21 protein-coding genes are annotated in these 21,012 nt (G+C 40.3%); 8 read left to right on the top strand and 13 right to left on the bottom strand.

Annotated features, from left to right (window positions below):
- Positions 1–268: 268 nt before the first annotated feature.
- The 3 genes from KO534_RS04370 to KO534_RS04360 all read right to left on the bottom strand — a co-directional run bounded on the left by KO534_RS04370 (position 269) and on the right by KO534_RS04360 (position 4,567).
- Complete coding sequence (locus KO534_RS04370; protein WP_215927654.1) at positions 269–1,627, bottom strand: DUF4397 domain-containing protein; 1,359 nt, start codon at positions 1,625–1,627, stop codon at positions 269–271.
- Positions 1,628–1,789: 162 nt separating this feature from the next.
- Positions 1,790–3,430 (bottom strand): AMP-binding protein, encoded by a 1,641-nt coding sequence (locus tag KO534_RS04365; protein ID WP_215927651.1) that lies wholly within the window; start codon positions 3,428–3,430, stop codon positions 1,790–1,792.
- Between the two features lie 228 nt (positions 3,431–3,658).
- A complete protein-coding gene (locus tag KO534_RS04360; protein WP_215927649.1) occupies positions 3,659–4,567 on the bottom strand; it encodes a LysR substrate-binding domain-containing protein in 909 nt (302 codons plus the stop codon).
- A gap of 103 nt (positions 4,568–4,670) precedes the next feature.
- Here KO534_RS04360 and KO534_RS04355 point away from each other — a divergent pair, with 103 nt between their 5' ends.
- Entirely contained in the window at positions 4,671–5,015 is a 345-nt protein-coding gene (locus KO534_RS04355) for a hypothetical protein (protein ID WP_215927647.1), read from the top strand.
- 71 nt (positions 5,016–5,086) lie between these two features.
- Here the strand turns inward: KO534_RS04355 and rlmB are convergent, their stop codons facing one another.
- The 4 genes from rlmB to KO534_RS04335 all read right to left on the bottom strand — a co-directional run bounded on the left by rlmB (position 5,087) and on the right by KO534_RS04335 (position 9,322).
- Complete coding sequence (gene rlmB / locus KO534_RS04350) at positions 5,087–5,824, bottom strand: 23S rRNA (guanosine(2251)-2'-O)-methyltransferase RlmB (protein WP_215927645.1); 738 nt, start codon at positions 5,822–5,824, stop codon at positions 5,087–5,089.
- 5 nt (positions 5,825–5,829) lie between these two features.
- A complete protein-coding gene (gene rnr / locus KO534_RS04345; RefSeq protein WP_215927643.1) occupies positions 5,830–8,205 on the bottom strand; it encodes a ribonuclease R in 2,376 nt (791 codons plus the stop codon).
- Between the two features lie 140 nt (positions 8,206–8,345).
- Positions 8,346–8,972, bottom strand: coding sequence for a tetratricopeptide repeat protein (locus KO534_RS04340; protein ID WP_215927641.1), 627 nt, complete (start codon positions 8,970–8,972; stop codon positions 8,346–8,348).
- Positions 8,973–9,085: 113 nt separating this feature from the next.
- The gene (locus KO534_RS04335) at positions 9,086–9,322 is read right to left on the bottom strand and encodes a TIGR02647 family protein (RefSeq protein ID WP_215927639.1); all 237 of its coding nucleotides are present in this window, start codon (positions 9,320–9,322) and stop codon (positions 9,086–9,088) included.
- Positions 9,323–9,571: 249 nt separating this feature from the next.
- On the opposite strand from KO534_RS04335, the gene fre reads away from it, so the two are divergent.
- Positions 9,572–10,270, top strand: a complete 699-nt coding sequence (fre, locus tag KO534_RS04330) for an NAD(P)H-flavin reductase (RefSeq protein ID WP_215927637.1) — start codon at positions 9,572–9,574, stop codon at positions 10,268–10,270.
- Between the two features lie 66 nt (positions 10,271–10,336).
- Here the strand turns inward: fre and trmL are convergent, their stop codons facing one another.
- From trmL to KO534_RS04300, 6 genes are all read right to left on the bottom strand, one after another.
- Positions 10,337–10,801 (bottom strand): tRNA (uridine(34)/cytosine(34)/5-carboxymethylaminomethyluridine(34)-2'-O)-methyltransferase TrmL, encoded by a 465-nt coding sequence (trmL, locus tag KO534_RS04325; protein WP_215927634.1) that lies wholly within the window; start codon positions 10,799–10,801, stop codon positions 10,337–10,339.
- Between the two features lie 104 nt (positions 10,802–10,905).
- The gene (locus KO534_RS04320) at positions 10,906–12,309 is read right to left on the bottom strand and encodes a GAF domain-containing sensor histidine kinase (RefSeq protein ID WP_215927632.1); all 1,404 of its coding nucleotides are present in this window, start codon (positions 12,307–12,309) and stop codon (positions 10,906–10,908) included.
- 128 nt (positions 12,310–12,437) lie between these two features.
- Positions 12,438–13,394: an alpha/beta fold hydrolase gene (locus tag KO534_RS04315; protein WP_215927630.1), complete on the bottom strand. Its 957-nt coding sequence runs from the start codon at positions 13,392–13,394 to the stop codon at positions 12,438–12,440.
- An 86-nt stretch (positions 13,395–13,480) separates the two neighbouring features.
- Positions 13,481–13,912, bottom strand: coding sequence for a CBS domain-containing protein (locus tag KO534_RS04310; RefSeq protein WP_215927699.1), 432 nt, complete (start codon positions 13,910–13,912; stop codon positions 13,481–13,483).
- Between the two features lie 124 nt (positions 13,913–14,036).
- Positions 14,037–15,443, bottom strand: a complete 1,407-nt coding sequence (locus KO534_RS04305; RefSeq protein ID WP_215927628.1) for an ATP-binding protein — start codon at positions 15,441–15,443, stop codon at positions 14,037–14,039.
- Positions 15,440–16,135 (bottom strand): response regulator transcription factor, encoded by a 696-nt coding sequence (locus tag KO534_RS04300; protein WP_215927626.1) that lies wholly within the window; start codon positions 16,133–16,135, stop codon positions 15,440–15,442. The genes KO534_RS04305 and KO534_RS04300 overlap by 4 nt, the downstream gene beginning before the upstream one ends.
- Positions 16,136–16,285: 150 nt before the next feature.
- Between KO534_RS04300 and KO534_RS04295 the strand changes: the two genes are divergently transcribed.
- The 6 genes from KO534_RS04295 (at position 16,286) to KO534_RS04270 (ending at position 21,005) form a co-directional block, all read left to right on the top strand.
- Entirely contained in the window at positions 16,286–17,107 is an 822-nt protein-coding gene (locus tag KO534_RS04295) for a Spy/CpxP family protein refolding chaperone (protein ID WP_215927624.1), read from the top strand.
- Between the two features lie 229 nt (positions 17,108–17,336).
- Positions 17,337–17,573, top strand: coding sequence for a twin-arginine translocase TatA/TatE family subunit (gene tatA, locus KO534_RS04290; protein WP_215927622.1), 237 nt, complete (start codon positions 17,337–17,339; stop codon positions 17,571–17,573).
- A 6-nt stretch (positions 17,574–17,579) separates the two neighbouring features.
- Positions 17,580–17,933: a Sec-independent protein translocase subunit TatA/TatB gene (locus KO534_RS04285; RefSeq protein WP_215927620.1), complete on the top strand. Its 354-nt coding sequence runs from the start codon at positions 17,580–17,582 to the stop codon at positions 17,931–17,933.
- A complete protein-coding gene (gene tatC, locus KO534_RS04280) occupies positions 17,930–18,721 on the top strand; it encodes a twin-arginine translocase subunit TatC (RefSeq protein ID WP_215927618.1) in 792 nt (263 codons plus the stop codon). The genes KO534_RS04285 and tatC overlap by 4 nt, the downstream gene beginning before the upstream one ends.
- 207 nt (positions 18,722–18,928) lie before the next feature.
- Positions 18,929–20,383, top strand: coding sequence for a PhoX family protein (locus tag KO534_RS04275; RefSeq protein WP_215927616.1), 1,455 nt, complete (start codon positions 18,929–18,931; stop codon positions 20,381–20,383).
- Between the two features lie 52 nt (positions 20,384–20,435).
- Positions 20,436–21,005, top strand: a complete 570-nt coding sequence (locus tag KO534_RS04270) for a PEP-CTERM sorting domain-containing protein (protein ID WP_215927613.1) — start codon at positions 20,436–20,438, stop codon at positions 21,003–21,005.
- Positions 21,006–21,012: the final 7 nt, after the last annotated feature.

The following is a 21,012-nucleotide window of genomic DNA, read 5'->3' as shown; positions in this document are numbered from 1 at the left end:
TTAAGACTCTCCCGAGTCGTTTCACTGCAAAAAAACAGCACTTAGCTGCTTTTTTATACATACCCCAGTTAAAAGGGCGCGAAATACTAACAGAAAACACTATGCAGCGATAGTGTAATATTCAAAAAATACTAATAAAGATGGCGTTTTGTCTCTCAGGGCGCCATTTAACCAAAGAGTGTGTATACAGGACCGTTAATTCAAGGCTATGTCTTTTTAATAAATAAAAAAAAGGCCTCCGAAGAGGCCCTTTTAAGCTAAGTTAAGATCATTTAAGTATAGAAATCTTGAAACCTGTAGCCGAGTCATCTGTTTTTTCAACTGTGATGATATAGTTAACCTCTTCATTAATACCTAGCAATTCAGTCCTATCGAGAAGTATCTGGGTATCATTGCTATCATCAAATACCGCAATCAATTCATAGAAATCACTGGGTAAAATGATACTTCTGCTTTCTTCGAAGTCCAAACCTGCAACTTGATACTCAGCACTTTCTATAGTTTCGTCTTGACGAACGAAATAGAAATCAATGTCAAAATAATCTGGTACCAAATTTACAATTTGTAATTGATGGTCAAATACTTGGGGCAAGTTACTTTCTTTAAAAGAAATTGAGTTAAGTTTAGCGTCTTCATCTCTATAGAGTATGATGGCTTTACTTTCACCTTGATTCAACGTCACTAAGCGGTTGTTGAATGCTTCATCGTCTAGAGTAGCTGTTAATCTATAATCGCCAAATTCAACTTCGTTAAATGCGCTTAAAGTATTGGCACTGAGTGTGGTGTCAACACTGGTGCCGTCGTTTCCTGCTAGACTCAGACTGACTGCTGTTTCATCATCTAAGCTGTTGTATATACGATATTGGCCGGTGGCGTCTTCATCAGCGTAATTGGCTACGGCAGAAGAATTAATAATCAAATCAACCACGACATTATCTTGAATTGCACCTGATGTAGTTCGTAGTACTAGTACATATTCGGTATCGTAAGCAAAACTAATAGTAGCGCTTTCATAAAACGGTTCATTTGAACCCGGTTCTGTTAGATAGAGAATATATTCACCTTCTTCAAAATAATCACTATCTGAATCTGGATCCCAATAATCTAACTCATCGAACTGTTGGTAGTTAATTGTACCTAACGGGTTAGCGGCACTAAATGGTTCACCCGCAGCACTCATATACAGGTCGTATCCAGCAGAACCAGTAATAACTGAGGTAGCAAATAATCGAAAATGGTCTTCAAGGTCTTCACGTTTAAAACGATTGGCAATAAAAGAGGGGGCTTCATAGTCACCACTCAAAATCATTAGCACTTTTTCGCCATCGGATAGATCAACTGTAACTTCTTCTAGTGTCACTTTCTGATCATCAGCATCTATGCGGTAAAATTCCAAGTCTACGTCACCGCTTTCTGCGGTAATCAGGCCCGACGCATCGCCGTAAGTAGCTGTACCAAGCGTATTGCCATCTACTTCAGCAATTAATGTGGCGGCGCTATTTGCAGAGCCATTATAAAATTGTAAATATGAGTCAACGAATTCTGTGTCATTGTTGTCGCTTGAGCCTCCACACGCACTAAGCAGCAAAATGGAAAGAAGGGAAATGGGTTTAAAGACTTTTTTCATACGAGTTTCCAAGATTAACGAAATTATTCACTAATTGTAAGGAAAACACAGCGTTATGTTCGGCGCTTTACGCAAGCTTTACAATCTTTACAAATCTTTACGATTTAATCGCTTGGTTACGCCGAACTAACTATAAAAATGGCACTCTACACTCGATTAATCTTATTGTTGTCTCGAAATTTTGCCTTGCAGCTCTCCATTAATTAAGCTGTCGTATTGCTCCTCAAGATTATGACGTTTTAATTTAAGAGTAGGAGTCAAAAGTCCATTATCAACAGTCCACTCATCTTTCATAATGACAAGATGGTCGAGCACAGCATGACTCTCAAGAGTTGCATTTACTTCATTTAGGGTGGCCAAAAGACTCTGTTCAATCTCATCCGAATCTTGCTTCAAAGCCTCTACAGACAATACCACCAACCCTATAGGCTGCTTCAGTTGCGACCCAGTTACACAGACTTGTTCAATAGATGAGTTTGCCATCAATTTCGATTCGATAGGGACGGGTGCTATATATTTTCCTTTTGCAGTTTTGAATATTTCTTTTAGTCTCCCTGTAATTTTGATGTATCCATCATTGTCAATAGAGCCTTTGTCCCCAGTTTTAAGGTAACCGTCTTCTGTTAACACCTCTGCTGTTTTTTCTGGCTCCAGATAATACTCCTTCATATTACAAGGACCTTTAACTTGGATTTCACCGTCTTCAGCAATGCGTATATCTACACCTTTATAAGCTCTACCAATACAGCCAATTTTATCAGCTCTAAATGGTACACAACTTGTGCCATAAGCACTGTTTTCAGTCATCCCCCAACCTTCAGAAATGTTAACACCAATCTTTCTGAACCATTCTAAGGTAGAAGCAGGAATAGGGGCAGAACCACTGGCGCAAAGCCTAGCTTTACCTAAACCTAACTTAGTACGAATTTTTTTACTGACTACCCCGGATATAATGGGTATGCGAAGCAAAAAGTCGAGTTTCTTTTGTGGCATGTTTGCTAACACCCCCATTTGAAAACGAGTCCACAAACGAGGTACAGAAATAAACAAAGTAGGCTCTGTCGCATTCACATCTCTGGAGAACGTATCCAAAGATTCCAAAAAATTAATTCGCATACCCGAGTAAAAACTAGCGATTTCTACTAATACTCGTTCAGTAATATGCGCTAATGGTAAATAACTTAGTATGCGGTCATTTTGATCCACAGTTAGTTCGTCCAACGAATTCGATGCTGCCCAACATATAGACTCGTAGTTATGTACTACTCCTTTTGGGTTACCTGTACTACCAGAGGTATACACTATGGTCATGACCGAATCTAACGCTGGGACGGGCTTATCCATATAGGGTTCAGCTTGTAATATTTCATCCCATTGCTTGTCGGCAGGGATATTAGGATAAGGAAATGCCAACTTAGTTATATTGTCATCAATCGCAGCGACTTGTTTTTCAGTGTCATCTAATTTACCCACAAAAATTACAGGGCATTGAGCATGATCTAATACATACCGAATTGTCTTTTCGCCCGCTGTGGAGTATATAGGTACAGAGACGTGACCTGCCAACATAATAGCCAAATCAGTTATGAACCATTCGGCACAGTTTTTTGACAAAATAGCGATATGACTACCTTTAGGTAATTCCATTGCCAGCAAGACTGCTGCAACCTTTCGAGCTTGTAGCGCAGTTTCGCGCCAAGTAAAGTCTTTGGTGACACCATCAACAGGCTGCTTCAAATATACAGTTTCTGGATGCGTCTCTTCCCATTGATAAAACATTTCTAGGGGTGTTGCTAATGTCATATTAAATACCTAAAGTTGTGTCTGATAGTATTTATAACGATTGTGAGTGGATAGATCAATCGTTGATTCATAACAAGTTGTTAACGAATAAAAAAGCATCTTAACAAGGGATCGTTATCGAAGTTTGCACCAGTTTTTTTGGTTTATACATTGCAATTTATTTTGATTATAGACGCCCAATAATTAACCCCGACATTCGAAAAATCCTCAACATCTTTTGATTAAATATCATTCACTTTCCAAAAATTGCTTAATTTCTTGCAGCGCTTCATTTAACCACTTTTCAAATAGTTGCACTTTAGGTTTGTTAAAATGATGACTAGGTGCAACTAGATAATACGCATAAGCGCTAGGATGGCTAAAGTCGAAAAGCGACACTAGTTGACCGCGCTGTAGTTGTTGATATATTAAGTTATGACGCAACACTGCGAATCCTTGACCCGCTAAAGCTGCATCAATGATGGTTACCGTTGAATCGTCAACTTCGAGTATTTTTCTAAAGCTATTTTCCTTTAAATTAAACTTGGTTAAAAATGCTTGCCACGCTTCTCCGGTGACAGGACCGCTTTCCTCTAAAAGTGGTAACTGAGATAACTTTTGAGGTGTTAAATCGGGTTCTATTAAACTTGGATGACACACCACAACATATTTATCATTTAACAGAAAACGGCTTTCTAGCCCAAAGTAATCACCTTTACCAAAACGAATAGCGAGATCAATGTCGGTACCGGAAAAATCCCTGACAGTATTGCAGGGTTCGAGCCTTACTCTGATTTGAGGATGTTGCTCTTGGAAATGCTGCAACCTAGGCACCAACCATCGAGTAGATAAAGATTCCACAACAGTCACATTCAGAACATCTGGATTAGAATCTTGGGAAAGCTGTGCCACACCTCTATTAAAATGCTCAAAACCAGCGTAGATATGTGGCATTAAGCGCTTGCCATCTTCTGTCAATGAAACCTGGCGTGTTCCTCTATTAAAAAGCTGCACCCCAAGATGCTGTTCCAATGTTTTGATATGTTGGCTTATTGCGGCTTGGGTCACAAATAATTGCTCAGCCGCTAACTTAAAACTTGAAGTTTGGGCTGCAGTCAAAAAGTATCGCAAAGAATTCAATGGTGGTAATTTTGACATTTCGCTCCTTACTTAAGTTTTTCTAAATCATATTTAAGTTTTGATCGTTTGTCTAACAGTAACCCCAGTCTTATATTTGGTTTTCCAACAACAGGAGACCCCAATGAATAAGCACTATATCGAAAAATTTGGATTTTTTAGAATATTAACAATAGCTTTAACACTACTACTTGCCTCAAGTAATAGTTTAGCTGAACTTAACCAAATACAAAAAGTGTATACACAAAAAGGATACCCATATGGAGGACTAGTAGATCGTTCCGAACAAGTCACAATATTGTATACCGTCAGCTCAGACACCATCAGCTGTCGAGTGGAAGTGTCCCACAATGGTCAAATTTGGAAAGGTGAGCAGAAAAATACAAGCTTAAATAAATTCACTCAAAAGCCTCTGCATTCTTGCTTGGAGCGAGAACAAGCTAAAAAACTACTAGCAAAAACATTTTAAATTATTGTGTATATTCATTTTTACATACAGGACTGGGAGCACCGCAATGGCACTCCCCTTTTATTTTGCAGTTAGCCTCTTTGCCTAACAATCTCATATAAACACACCCCAGTCGCCACAGAAACGTTGAGACTAGAAACGGAGCCCGCCATAGGAAGTTTAATCAATTCATCACAATGCTCTCGCGTTAAGCGGCGCATACCTTTACCTTCAGCTCCCATAACCAAAGCCATCGGTCCATTAAGTTTACAATCATAGATATTATTTTCGGCTTCACCTGCGGTACCCACTATCCATACACCTGCGTCTTGGAGATCTCGTAGTGTTCTAGCTAGGTTAGTCACTTGTACCAGTGGGATAACATCCGCCGCACCACACGCTACCTTTCTTACTACAGGAGTTAGTGCTGCAGACTTATCTTTAGGAACCACTACAGCGTCCACTCCGGCAGCATCGGCAGTACGTAAACATGCTCCTAAATTATGAGGGTCGGTGACACCGTCTAAAATAAGTAAAAAAGGTAATTTGCTTGACTCAACAAGTGTTGCAAGGTCGTTTTCATTGTATTGCTTAGCAGGTTTTACTTTAGCGACCACCCCCTGATGTTGGCCTCCATCCACTTTGTCATCTAGTGTTTTACGTTGACAGAATTGCACTGATGCGCCAAAACGTCGCGCTTGACTAGCAATATCGTGAATACTTTTATCGTCTCTGCCTTTTAATACAAATAGTTCTATTAAACGCTCAGGTTCGCGCGAAATAACAGATTCTAGAGCGTGAATACCATATAACCATTCTTGTTGAGCCATAGGTGTTATTTCCTTTTTCTAGATGAGCTTGTTGGTTTACTGCGCGCCGTTTTCGACTTAGATTGTGCGCGACTTTTTCGAGCAGCTGGCTTTTTGGTCGTCTTGCTTGTGGATTCGGGCTTAGCGGTTGATTCATTGGTATTTCGCACTGGTTTCTTGGCCCGTGACGTTTTCCTCGCTGCAGATTTTCTAATTTTTTTGCCTTCAACACCATCCAACAAAAAATCAATTTTTCGTTCATCCAAGTTAACGGAAGCCACTTTAACCTCAACTGGATCTCCTAATCGATAAACGGTTCCAAAACTCTCCCCAATTAAATGTTGTTTCACTTCATCGTATCTAAAATAATCTTTCTCTAAAGAAGTAATATGTACCAAACCGTCAATATGGAACTCAGTCAATCGCACAAAAAAGCCAAAGTTAGTGACTGAAGCAATTACCCCAGTAAACACATCACCTACATGGTCCAGCATAAATTCACATTTAAGCCAATCAGATACATCTCGCGTAGCATCATCTGCTCGACGCTCTGTCATTGAACATTGCTCACCTAAGGCTTCAACTTCGTCAGCGGTATACACTTTACCGCCGGATTTACTCTTACGCTGGTTTTGTTTATCGATAATACCTTTTAGCGCGCGATGCACAACTAGGTCAGGATAACGTCGAATAGGCGAAGTAAAATGTGCGTAGGCTTCTAGAGCCAAACCGAAGTGGCCAATATTTTCGTGATCATATACGGCTTGCTTCATAGACCTTAGCAACATAGTTTGAATCAGCTCTTGATCCGCCCTGCCCTGAATTTTTTCAATTACCGCCGTGAAATCTTGTGGCGACACATCTTCGTGTCCTATTTGGTGGGTAATTCCGACTTCAGAAAGATAGGATAAAAATGCCCCAAGGCGGTCTGAATCAGGCTTATCGTGAATACGGTATAACGCTTCAGCTTGGTTCTTCGACAATGTTTTTGCGGCTGAAACGTTCGCTAAAATCATACACTCTTCAATTAGCTTGTGCGCATCATTGCGAGTGACTGGCACAATATTGTCAATCTTACGCTGCGCGTTAAATACAAACTTGCTCTCTTGCGTCTCAAATTCGATAGCGCCTCTTTGATTACGAGTGCGTTTCAAAGCGCGATACATATCATGCAAATTTTTAAGGTGGGGCACTTGTTCTGCATAACGCTTGTGTAACTCGGGGTTACCTTGCAAGATGTCCCATACTTTGGTGTAGGTTAACCTAGCATGTGAATTCATTACAGCTTCGTAAAACTGATGTTCGATTAACATGCCTGTTTTACTTATGGTCATTTCACACACCATACATAAACGGTCAACTTGAGGATTAAGGGAACATAAACCGTTGGACAAAACTTCCGGCAACATGGGTACAACTTGTTCAGGAAAATACACTGAATTACCGCGATTCTGCGCTTCACTGTCAAGTGCTGTACCTGGCCGCACGTAGTAACTGACATCTGCAATGGCCACCCATAATTGCCAACCACCATCATCTAGTGGCTCACAAAATACCGCATCGTCAAAATCACGGGCGTCCTCACCGTCTATGGTTACCAGTGGCAACTGCCTTAAATCGACACGCCCCTGTTTCGCTTCTTCAGGGACTTGCTCATTGAGACCCTGCACTTGTTTATCTACACCTTTTGGCCATTGATGAGGAATATCAAAGGCGCGCAGCGCCATATCAATCTCCATACCGGGAGCCATATGTTCTCCCAGTACTTCGATAATTTTGCCAATAGCATTGACGCGCTTTCGCGGACGTTGAACAATTTCTACCACAACGATATGCCCTTGTCTGGCTCCGTTGGTTTGTTCTTTAGGTATCATGATTTCGTGATTAATGCGGCTGTCATCGGGAATAACTACACCCACGTTATTTTCAAAAAAGTAACGTCCCACTATGGGCTCTGAACGAGGTTCAACAATTTTAGCAATTCTGGCTTCTTGTCTACCGCGATTATCCGTTCCGCTTTCTTTTACCAGCACTACATCACCATGTAACACCATAGCCATTTGCGCATTATGGATAAATAGGTCTTTTTCGCCGTCTTCGCGTTTTAGAAAACCGAAACCATCTCGATGACCAATTACTCGACCTTGTATAAGATCTTCGGTCCTAAGCTTTGCGTATTTTTTGTCACGATTAAACTCAACTTGTCCTTCACGCTCCATTGCACGCAAACGACGTTGAATACCAATACGGCTGTCCTCATCTTTCGCATCAAGTAATTGACAAAACTCTAAAAAAGATAAAGGCCTTTTAGCCTTGACTAAAAGTTCCAGTAAATACTCGCGGCTAGCTACCGGCTTTTCGTATTTTTCTTTTTCGCGTTGGTAAAATGGGTCGTCGCTCATAGGGCGAAGAATTTCCTGACTAAATATTATATGGCTGCAAGTATAACGAAATGAACACCTACAAATGTGAATTTTTTCAGGCTATATGTTTATTTGTGGAAAACCTAGTTATACAAGTTCGAAAAAAGAGCTGCCGTAAATTAAAAATTAAGGGGTCTTCTGGCATTACGCACCGCTTTGGGGTGCATCAGTTTTTCTAAGCCTTGCATACATTCAGCAATTTTTGCGTGGGTTGGTTTGTCTGCGGTAATGGCATTGTACAACCAGTGATAAGCATCTTCATAATCATAAGGGCTTCCATATCCATCAATAAATAGTTCAGCCAATTGAATTTGAGCCTTTAAGTGCCCCAATACAGAGGCTTCTCGCAAAAAAACCACTGCTCTTTCTTTATCTTGTTGAACCAATTTTCCTTGAGAATAATAACGACCTAATTGTTCTAATCCAGCAGATAATCCTTGTTCAGCTGCTTGATGCATAAAGTTAATGCCGCGTTCAGGATCGCCCTCCACACACACCCCCCATGCCAGCATATCTCCCCATAAAAACTGGTAACTAGGAATTTTTAGTACTTCCGCTCTAGCCTGAATATCCTGTACTAACTGGCAATCGTCTAAAACCACTCGGCTCAAATGCTCATTCTTGTTGATTAAGCTAAGTAACTCATCCTGCGAATATAATTGCACAGCTTTAATTTCATCTGCTGAATGAGCAGAACCAACAAAAACTAACGCAAAACAAATTAATAGTGATTTAAATAGATGCATAACAAAAACTAGTTTTTACAATTCTCTTTATATCGGCAATAACGATGAAATAATAAATATTTAGAGGTATAAAGCCCTAAATATTTATTAGGTTAGAAGTTACATTCACTCAACTACTTATTGGTCAACGCCATTCGCACAATTTGAGCATGTTCAAATAAATCGTGACCTAGGTCGGTTAAATATCCACCATCGGGTAAAGTCACAATCCCCTTGTCAAACAGCCTCTTCGCCGCGGCAATCACGTCAGCTTCAGCATCATGATGAATTTTCAATCCTTGCATTAAACTCTTATTTGGAAACTTCAGCAATAAGTTTAATTCTGCAATCATATCAGACGTAAAAGTCATTTTTATTCCTCTTAAATTAGGCCCTTAATTTCCGTAAACAGAATGGGCTTGAATTAGGTTTAAGTGGAACAAAACGCTCTTTCGCCGAACTCCCACTAAAAACCTAGCACTTCTAGTTAATTACAACTCGTATAAAATCAGTCAGTTGTTTATAATCCAGTTCTTGAGCCTAAAGCCCAAACCGATGAATATCAAAGGTTATTTCAAATAATCATATTCAAGTAGTATTAATTTAACCAGAAGAATTCCATGCAAATAACTCAGTGTAAGGTAGAAAAAATTGAAGCCCTTACAGATACCATTAAACGTGTTGTATTAATTCCAGAACCCGCTCTTAATTTTGTAGCGGGCCAGTACCTGCAAGTAATGATGGGCGAAGATGATAAACGTCCTTTTTCCATCGCCAACGCCCCAAGAAAAGACGGCACTATTGAATTGCATATAGGTGCAGAACCAGGCAATCAATATTCAGGTCAAGTTATCGAAAAAATGCTTAGAGATAAGTCTGTCCATGTAGAAGGAGGGTTAGGAAAAGCCAGTCTTAGTCAGACCAATACACAAGCAACAATATTGTTGGCTGGAGGCACCGGGTTTTCTTATGTTTACTCAATATTGCAACAAATACTCAGTCAACCATTGCAAGCTCCAGTAATATTATACTGGGGCACACGAACACTGAATGACATGTACGCTTATGAAGAACTCACAGCACTTGCTAATCAACATCCCTTATTTACCTTTATTCCAGTAATTGAAACTCCTGAAAAGGATTGGGCAGGCAAAACCGGTTGGGTACATAAAGCAGTGCTAGAAGACATTGCAGACTTGTCGACTTACCAAGTATATGTTGCTGGACGTTTTGAAATGGCAAAAGTGGTGCGCGACGATTTTACTAAACAAGGGTTACTAGTTAGCAACTTGTTCGGTGACGCATACGCCTTTATCTAATAATTGAAAAAGGCGCTACCCCAAACACTATGGGGTTCTATATAGATGGTTTTTCTCTGACAACATTTACACAGCGCCACTAAATTCCATCTGCCGCCATGCTTCATATACAAATACCGACACGGCGTTTGACAAATTCATGCTGCGACTTTCCGGTAACATTGGGATCCGTACTCGCTGTTCAGGTGGCAAAGACTCAATAATTTCATCAGGTAACCCACGGGTTTCCGGACCAAACAATAACGCGTCACCTTGTTGGTACTCTGCTTCTGCAAAAAATGCTTTACCTTTAGTGGTGCACGCGAATATCCGTTTAGGTGAACGAGCTTCAATATACGCGTCTAGGTTGGGGTAACGCTGCACCTTAGCAAATTCATGATAATCTAGACCCGCTCGACGTACTTTTTTGTCATCCCAATCAAATCCAAGAGGTTCAATTAGATGTAAGGCAAAACCAGTATTGGCACATAGACGGATGATGTTGCCGGTATTAGGGGGAATTTCTGGCTGGTAAAGAACGATATCAAGCATGGAGAAAATTTCGGTTGTGATTAATAAGTCGATATTAACAAAAAAATAGCGAAACAGTTTAGGGATTACCCCCTAAACCGAGTTATTTAACTCGTGCAACTTTGTTAGACACTTTTAGGGATCGTCATTTTATACCTAACGCCAACAGGGGAATCAACCAGCTCTATTTGACCTTTATAGATATTGCTAATGATGTTGCTAACTATATTTAATCCTAACCCCATTTTTCCTGAGCGCCTTTGAGTAGAAAAAAATGGCTGAAATACTTTCTCGGCTTCCTGTTTGTTTATACCCTTACCATTATCATGATAAGTCACATGAATATTCTGAGGATCTTGCACTACAGAAATGAACACCTTACCTTGCTGATTTTCGAATCCGTGGGATACAGAGTTATCAAGCAATTGTGACAGTAATTGAAAAAATGAGGCCTGTGAAAAACACACCACACCTTCTTCCACTTCACTTTCTAAGACAACCTTTGGATATTTAAGTCGAGTGTATTCACTGAATTGCTGGATAAATTTCGGCATCTCGAATTCGAATACCTGATCTGCCACTTTTTCAGTGTCAATTTCGGAAAACCGTTCCAATAAATCTGAGGCACGGGTTAAATTATTAAAGGTTAAATCAATAGATTTTGACAAAGCACTCAATGCTTGCATCGCGCTACTTTTGCTTAGCCGCCCTTCAGCAATATCTTTGGACAACGAAGTCACAATTTGACTGCTACTTGAGTTAGAAGTGATGGCTACACCCAGCGGAGTATTGATCTCATGAGCGACCCCCATCAACAACATAGTGGTGATGTTGGCTTTTTCGGCATTAATATCCCGTAGATTCGCAATTTTTTGTTGTTCCAATACCAATGACAAACTTTTGTTGGCTTCCATCAGTTGGCTGTTGCGTTCATCTACCGTTTGACTCAATTGTGTATTCGCATCAAGTAACTCCTGCCTATTACTCACATTTTCAAATACTATAGCGGCTAAGTTCGCACAGGTTTCAATATAAGCAATGTCTTCTTCTGTGGGAGCATTGGGGTATTCGTAATACATTGCAAAAGTACCATAGACTTTTTCATTGCTTCCCATAATAGGCTCCGACCAACATGACTGCAGTCCAGCTCTTAGTGCTAAGTCTTTATATTGCGCCCAATTAGGATCAGAATTAATATCGGTCACAATGACACGCTTTTTCGAAAACGCAGCAGTACCGCAGGAGCCTACGCCCATGCCAATTTTCAGACCATCTAAAGCATTGCAATAATCAGGAGGTAGGGAGACTGTCGCGATAGGATGCAAGGTTGCATTTTCTTGGTCAAGCAACAACACTGAACTTTTCATCTCAGGATTATAAATTTCAGATTTTTCACACAACAATTTAAGTACAGCTTCAATATTATCGCCTCTGGCAACACTGCGTAATACTTCAGAGCGCCCTGCTTCCAGCTCAATAGCTCGTTGTAAATAATCTAAATCGTCTCGAGTAATATTTATATTGGGCATAAAGTTCAGGCTGTTTATTTGATGTTAGAAGATTCATTTGATATCCGTTAGATACTTCTTGAAGTATAAAACAAGGAAATCCTATTTTACCGTCAACACTCTCAATTATAATTGAATGATGTATACCATTAGTCTTTGAAAAAATCCAAAATTGCAGTCAAACAAGGCACTCTGTATTTGTCCAGTTCTGCTAACAACTCGTGTTTTGCTCCTGCAATCACTTGTAGTGTGGCATTGGGAATTCTTGCTATGACCCGACCTTGTCGATTATTATCTACCACATGATCAGCCCCTGCTTGAATGACTAACGCTGAAATGGGAAAGCGCTCAACATTAAGTTCTATTTCATTCATTGCTTCGACTGCGCTTCTCAACCAGTGACCCGACACACCGCCTAGTTGAACTTGTGGGGTGTTTAGGTATTCCTGCCGAAAAATTTTATATCTAACTTCACTGTGGGTGAGTTCATTAGAAACAAAAGGCAAGCTAGTGTAATTTTTTTGCCCAAAAAAATGGCTATCGCTGGAGCTGATAATTGAATGAAGACCCAACAACAAGTTGGCGAGCCAATTCGGTAAAGCCGGGCGAATACCAAACATTGGAGCTGAAAACGCAACTTTTTGAAACAACTCAGGATAGCGTAACACTGTTAAAGCGCCTATGGCCCCTCCCATCGAATGACACAACAGATAAGGTTTATGCTGCGACTTAGCTGTGACTATCTCATCAATAAACTTTTTAAAGTCATCAACATAGTCATTAAAACTCGACACATAACCAACATGGGGATTATCTAACATACGTCCTGATAACCCCTGCCCTCTATGGTCATGTATAAATACCGAATAACCATTTTGATAGAGGTCGTATATTAGTTCTTTGTATTTGATTAAACTTTCAATTCGCCCAGAGGCAATCACAATGCTACCGACGGGGAGAGAATGCTGCGCAACTGCATAAGCTATGTCGACGTTAGCTATGCCTGTAAAAGACCCATGTTGAACGATATTTTGCCAAAAGGGCTCAATGGAGGTGAGATACACTGTCTCTAAGTTATCTTCAGTACACAGTGAGTATTGAGACATCTAAAAATCCTACTATTAGATTTGATTTAAAACGACTATGGATATATCAGCGCAGGCTTTTTACATACTGCTCTCAAAAAGTTGTTTTATGCAGTTTTATTGAGTTTTTTATTGTGGTTGGCTTCAATCACTTTGAGGATATCACGCCAACTAATAATTCCAACAGGAACGTTTTCTGCATTCACTATTGGTATACAGGAAATATTGTGCTGATTAAATAAACTAATAGCCTCATAAACATTGGCTGTGGGTGCAAGCGAGATAGGTTTTCTACTCATGATTTGGTGCGCCTTTTTATTCAAGGTAAACTTATCATGGGGTTTTTCTTGAATCGTACCAATAAACGGGCTGATAGATTTGAGTAAGTCACGGTCCGATATCACCCCAAACAACTTCCCGTTTTCTATCACTAACAAATGATGAAACTTCGCGTTTTCAAAAACTTGTTTGACCATTTTCAGAGTATCGTCCATCGTCACCGTAACCACGGTTTTACTCATGATTTTTTCGACTAACATCCCCTCCCCCCAACACATCATTATTGACTTACCTAAAAGGTAACCGCAACAATGTGTCAGTTGCAATAAAAAGCGTTAGCTTTTTGGTTTAACTTATCAGCCTACCTATAAAAACTGCATCTAATTATGCCGCAACATAAGGTATGGAAATCTGGACTCGTAATCCTCCTTGAGGTTTATTGCTTGCCTCTATCATTCCGTGATGCTTAGCAACCGCTCGCTGAGCAATCGCCAAACCTAATCCAACCCCTCCACTATTTCTATCTCGAGCGGTAGATTCTCGATAAAAGGCCTCAAATATTCTATCCAGTTGACTTTCTTCGATACCGTTTCCATCATCTTCGATTACCCACACTACATTGTCTTTTTGCTTAGTTACAGAAACTTCAATATGATGATTTGAGTAGTAAATTGCATTTCTTAAGATATTCTCAATTGCACTGCTCAATAACTGTGGTTGGGCATGTAAATTGATATTTTCTTCCGCCTGATATATTAATTTTTTATCTTTTTGCGCTGCTTCAAATTGCGCATCTTCAATAAGGGGAGTCATTATCTGTTGCAGGCTAACAGACTCTAAATTTTGAATAGGCTGTTTATTATCCAACCTAGATAACAACAATACTTGAGAAATCATCTCTTCAATTTTAAGTGACTCTTTTTCGATTCGTTCTAAGGCAGCCAACATATTGGCTGACATATCAGATTCATTCTGTTGCTGCGCAATGCCAATGGATAACTGCAAACGAGTAAGAGGAGTGCGCAGTTCGTGTGAAATGTCTGCTAGTAACCTTTTCTGACTACTGAGCAAACTTTCGACCTGTTCAGACATATAATTGAAATCCCGTCCAAGTTGACCAATTTCATCTAAACGTTTACTCACCTTAGCAACACGCACTCCCATTTCGCCCCCCGCCATCTGTTTAGATGCTAGGCTGAGTTGTGCAATCGGGTTGAGCAAGCCACGCACAAACAAATAACATAGCCCCATACTTATAGTGATCAAAAATAGAATAAAGACCCCTGGATACTCATGACGCACCACACGTAAACTGCCACCCGGTCTTGGCGCAACCATAAACAACATATAGTTAGCTTTTTCTATTGTTATTATGCCAGGCCCAATAATAGAGAGTCCTGCGACATCTAAAAATAACGGCGAACTTTGTAAAGTAAAATCATCAAACATTTCATTTTTAAATCTTCTTTGTCTAGCCACACTATGAACAATTTCTCGCGAAGACGGATCAAATAAAATTAAACTAAAACGGTTTCGGCTACTGACTTTATTTAACAACTTCTTAAGCTCGAAATCCCGCTCATTCTTATCAATTTGTTTTTGTATTTTATTGGTCAACATCCTTAAATCTTTATGCTGCATTGAATTCAATGGACGATAATTAGCCTCAGAACCTAGTTGATTAGCTAACCAAATTGAACTAAAAAAGATCAATAAAGTGGCTAACCAAAACCACAAAAACACCTTAAAGAATAAACTCTTAGCTGGGTTAAACCGACTTAGTCTCATCATGCAGGCACCACATACAGATAACCGGCACCACGATGAGTTTTGATTTTTTCTTCAGGACTAAAAGCGGCTAACTTTTTGCGAAGGTTACTCACGTGCATATCTATACTGCGGTCAAATGCCGCCAACTTTTTACCCAAGACTTTTTCACTGATGTCTTCTTTACTCACTAAACTGCCGCTATTGACCATTAAGAGATGTAAAATAGAATATTCGGTACCGGTTAATTCGACAATATTGTTTGCACACGTCACCTGCTGCGCCGCAGGGGAGAGTTCAACATTACCTAAAATTAAATTTTGCTGCACATTGCCGCTTGGTAATAAAGCCATTCTGCGCACCAATGCTTTTATTCTTGCTGATAACTCTCTGTGATTAAAAGGTTTAGCCAAATAATCATCGGCACCCATTTCTAGGCCAAATATTTTATCGTAATCATCGCCCTTAGCCGTCAGCATTAACACTGGAGTAAGGTGACTAACTCGTAGTTTTTTTAATACCTCAAAACCGTCGAGTTTAGGTAACATGACATCCAACAAAATAAGATCATAATGTTTATTGGAGGTCGCTAAACTTAAACCGGATTCTCCGTCATGGGCAACATCGATTTCGTATCCTTGGGGAGTAAGATATTCTTTTAATAACTCGGTTAATTCCAAGTCATCGTCGATAAATAATAGTTGTTTTGCTGGCATATTTGTCCTCACGTACTCTTAAGCTGATGAGACTATAACTCAGTGCATATTGTCCAACACTGTGCATTTACACAAGCTTTACATTCCCTTTGCGTTTCTTTGCATTACATTCGCTAGACTTACTAACAACTAATCAAGAGGACGAAAAATATGACAACTTTTAAAACGCTAGTTAAAACCACATTAACACCTATTGCGCTGTGTTTAACTCTTGCCATTGCAGCACCTACATTGGCTAAGAAAGGACATCATCAAAAACATGATGGTATGCGACAAATATTGTCTGAGTTATCTCTAACGGATACTCAAAAACAAGACATTAAACAGATTTTAAAACAAAATCGAGAAGATCGTGACGTATTTAGCGCCGATGGAAAATCATTGCAAACAGATCTTCGTAGCTTAGTTCAATCCTCAGAGTGGGACCAAGAAGCGGTCGAGAGTGCGATTACACTACGCCAAACTTTGATGCAAGAAAAAGCACTACAACGAGCAACCAGTAAGCACCAGGTTTGGAACTTATTGACTGAAACTCAACAAGCTGAATTTGTAGCACAGCTAGAAGCTCATAAAACCAAGCGGGATGCCAAAGATTCCGACAGAAAAGGAAAAGGTAAGCGAAAAGGCAAGATGCTAAAACGTCTTAATTTAACTGATGCGCAACTTGCCTCGGTAGAAGCCATTAAAACGGCAGAGAAAAAAAGCAGTGAAGCAATCAAGACTAAACTGCAAAACTATAAGCAAGCTGAGCAGTCTCTAATTCAAGGCCCAGAGTTCAGTGCTGAAACATGGCACGCCCTTAACACTGAGTATCAATCTGACTTTGTGGATATGGCTTTACTGAAGACCAAAAGCAAACATGACATATGGAATGTTATGACCCCAGAGCAGCAAACCAAAATGTTAGAAAAACTTGAAAAGTTTAAAAACAAAAAGAAGGGTAAAAAACACAGAGAACAAGAATCTGTTTAAATAACAATTCCATCCTAAACAACCGCATTTACTGCGGTTGTTTCATTTAAGGAGGTATTTCAAGTTACTATCATCAAATAACAACCGCAACGCCCATATCAAATAATTCACTCTCTAGACGAAGGTATAGCGCCTAAACATATAGCGTCATCATAGGATCATAATTCATTCACCAATTAGCAATATATACAATGTTAGGCTAACCAAAAATCACATTGGAGAAATACAAATGAGCTTAAGTATTTGGCAAATATTACTGGTAGGTTTGTTGTTCATATTACTATTTGGTCGCGGCAAAATCCCTGCATTGATGTCCGACTTGGCTGCTGGAATAAAAAGCTTTAAACATGGAATTAAGGAGCAAGATCAGGAAGCAGACGAGCATGCAACAATTGCAAATGAGGCTACGCCCCCCACAAAAAAAGCGGCACCCGCTTCTACAGACTCCGTTAATCAGCCTAGGTAAGCCAATATGTTTGATTTTAGTTGGATTGAGCTTGGATTTTGCGCCGCTCTAACCCTTGTGGTAGTCGGTCCCAAAGATTTACCTGCCTTTGTTAAAGGAATAGGCAAACTCATGACCAAGGGTAAAAAAATGGTCAACGAAGTCAAAGGCTCATTGTCGCGATTAGAAAAAGAAATTGATTTAAGTGATGCCACAATTGATCAAGACAAGAAGTGGAAAACATTACTTCCCTCTGAAATACAGCATTTACCAGAGGATTTTATTCCCGGTTCGTTGCCTCCCAGCGAACATCAGAAAGTGCGCCAACAACGTAAACAAGCATTGGTTGATATGAATTGCGACTCTGAGAGTAAAAAATGAATTTAACCTCAAACACAGCAAGCAAAACACCTTTACTGACCCACCTTACTGAGTTACGCCAGCGTTTATTGTATTGTCTGTTTTTTTTCTTTTTAATGTTTGCGGTGAGCTATTGGTTTGCTCAACCAATATACGCATTTTTGCAACAACCATTAATGGAAATTTTCGGTCCTGACAGTGGACGAAGGATGATATATACCGGCCTGCATGAAGCGTTTTTCACCTACCTAAAGCTAGCTTTTTTTAGCGCGTTGTTTTTCACTCTCCCTTTAATCCTAATTCAAATCTGGCGTTTTATTGCCCCAGGCCTATATCAACAAGAACAAAAAAATTTATTCCCTCTGTTTGCTTTAACTCCAATTCTATTTATCGGGGGGGGAGCACTGGCATTTTACGTGGTAATGCCGATGGCCTGGGAGTTTTTTATTAGTTTTGAAACCCCAGGACAAAGTAGCGGCATCGAAGTGCAACTTGAGGCGAAAGTAAGTGAGTATTTGTCTTTGGTCATCCAACTGATCTTAGCGTTTGGACTGTGTTTTGAATTACCGGTATTATTACTAGTAATGGCGAAGGCAGGGATTATTGATGCTCAAACTCTACGTCAGCATAGGCGCCACGCTGTGGTAGTCGTTTTTCTCATAGCAGCATGTATTACCCCTCCAGACCTAATCTCACAAATCGCACTTGGCGTGCCAGTTTTACTACTATACGAATTGTCTATTGGTTTAATACACTGGAATGAAAAAGCGCAGGCCTCTTCACTAGAGGATAAAACGACTGCCCCTTAAACGTGTCCTATAATTCGGACCCCAGACACGCGGCTTGTCATTTTTCTGCTATTAAACTGCCATGAATGCTTACAAAAACTGTCAAATAATTTGCCATAAAATGTCATGTTAACCCTTTAAATTTGAACTCGTAAGGTTGCCGTCAACACCAAGTTGAACCTTTCTTTTGAATGTTAATGACAATTTTCAAACAGCAAGGAAAAAGACATGAAGATACCGAATTCTGAAAATAATATCGATTTACCCATTCAGCCAACATTTAGCCGAAGACAGGTTTTAAAAGGAGGTTCAATTGCTGCTGCTAGTACCGCATTTATAGCCCTTTCGACTCGCACGAATGCAGCAAGTTTACCTTTTAGCAGCTCTTACGGTGAATTGGTACCTACCGCTGATAAAGCGACAGGGTTGACTTTGTTATCACTTCCTCAAGGATTTGAATACACTTCGTTTGGTTGGACTGGCCAAGTTCAGGCCGACCGCTTACCCACTCCTACAGACCACGATGGTATGGGCGTAGTAGCAGCCAAAGGCAATGTCATTGCTCTTGTTCGTAACCACGAATGTTCAGAGGGAGAAGGATTTCCTTCTTCACCAGCAAGTGGCCGTGGTATTTACAACGAAGCTCAAAATGGTGGCACAACAAACCTTATGTTTGATGTGGTAAAAGGCGAGTTTCTATCCTCTTACAACAGTCTAGGTGGCACTATTAGAAACTGTGCAGGTGGACCTACACCTTGGGGAACATGGCTTTCATGTGAAGAAACTTTTCATAGCTGGGGCCAAGGACCACAAGGTTTTAACCATGGTTACGTTTTTGAAGTACCTGGTTTCGGCATCTCAGATGGACAACCTATTACTCAAATGGGACGTTTTTCACACGAAGCGGCCGCTGTTGACCCTGCTACTGGTTTTGTTTACGAAACCGAAGATGCGGGCTCGTCAGCATTTTACAAATTTGAACCTACAGGTGAGTGGGGTGATTTAAAATCCGGCGGTAAACTATACGCAATGGTACTTAACAATACTCCAAGAGTAGATCTGCGGGGAGGACAAATCGCGGGCACAACGTGGGATGTTACTTGGCAAGAAGTGCCAGATCCTGATGCGATTAGCGAAAGATGTTATAACCAAGCATCTGATGCAGCCATTATTGCACGAGGCGAAGGGTGCTGGTACGACGATGGAAGAATTTACTTTGTCTCCACTTCAGGTGGCGCTTCTGGACTTGGTCAAGTTTTCTGTTTCGATCCTAGACGTCAGCAGCTTAGCATTATTTTTGAGTCAACTGATGCCGAAACTCAAGTTGATGGCCCTGACAACATCGCCATAAGCCCAAGGGGTAATATGCTGTTGTGCGAAGATGGCGGCTCTAATCCCAAACGTTTAATCGGTTTGACCAAAAGCGGCGAAACCTTTCCTTTCGCTGAAAACAATATAGCCATGGATGCCGGTGACTTAGCTGCAGTAGAGGCTGTATACCCTGGCACTCAAAGCAACTTTTGGGACAGCGTAGGCTCTTCTACTGATGGTTCAAATCGCAGAAGTTTTACTAGTCAGGAATGGGCTGGTGCCTGCTTCTATGGACGCTGGTTGTTTGTCAATGTGCAATCACCAGGCGTGACATTTGCAATCACAGGCCCATGGGAAAATGGTGCTCTTTAACTCTATATTAAGCACCAACCTCCGAGTTGGTGCGCTTAACTAAGGAATCGAAATGAAATATTTATTTAGAACAATCTGTGCAGTGGCCATGTTAGGTGCAGCCAGTGTGAGCCAAGCGTCAATCATTGATTTGCCTGTAAATGGTAATGTGGCAGGCAGCGTAACCGGAGATTCAGCATGGTTACTCGAAAATACATATGGTGATGGTTTGGACTACATTTTATTTGAAGTCACAGAAGCGTCTTTAGTGGACATAGTACTTAACGCAAGCATTGATTTTGGCTTAAGTTTATATAGCGGTACTGTGGGGAATGAGTATGGCATAACGTTTAATAACAGCGGTGATTTTTCTGATTTTTTCACAGACCTAACCTATATAACGGGCAGTGACCCATTTGTACCAGGTGCGCCTGATTTTCTCACTGGCATCAGTTTAACTGCAGGGTTTTACACTTTGGCGCTAGGAGGCAGTGAAGGATTGATGGATACTTTCAATGAATATGACTATGAATTGAGTGTGGATATTAATGCTCAGGTTTCTCCAGTATCCGAGCCATCAATAGTTTTATTGATGTTATTTTCTATGACCGGAATGTTTGCTGTGAGACGTAAATTAAAATAGTGAAAAG

Source organism: Paraglaciecola arctica (genome assembly GCF_018861065.1).
Lineage (GTDB): Bacteria > Pseudomonadota > Gammaproteobacteria > Enterobacterales > Alteromonadaceae > Paraglaciecola > Paraglaciecola arctica_B.
Note: the sequence above shows the minus strand (reverse complement) of the source record. Positions and strands in the feature narration are given on the sequence as shown.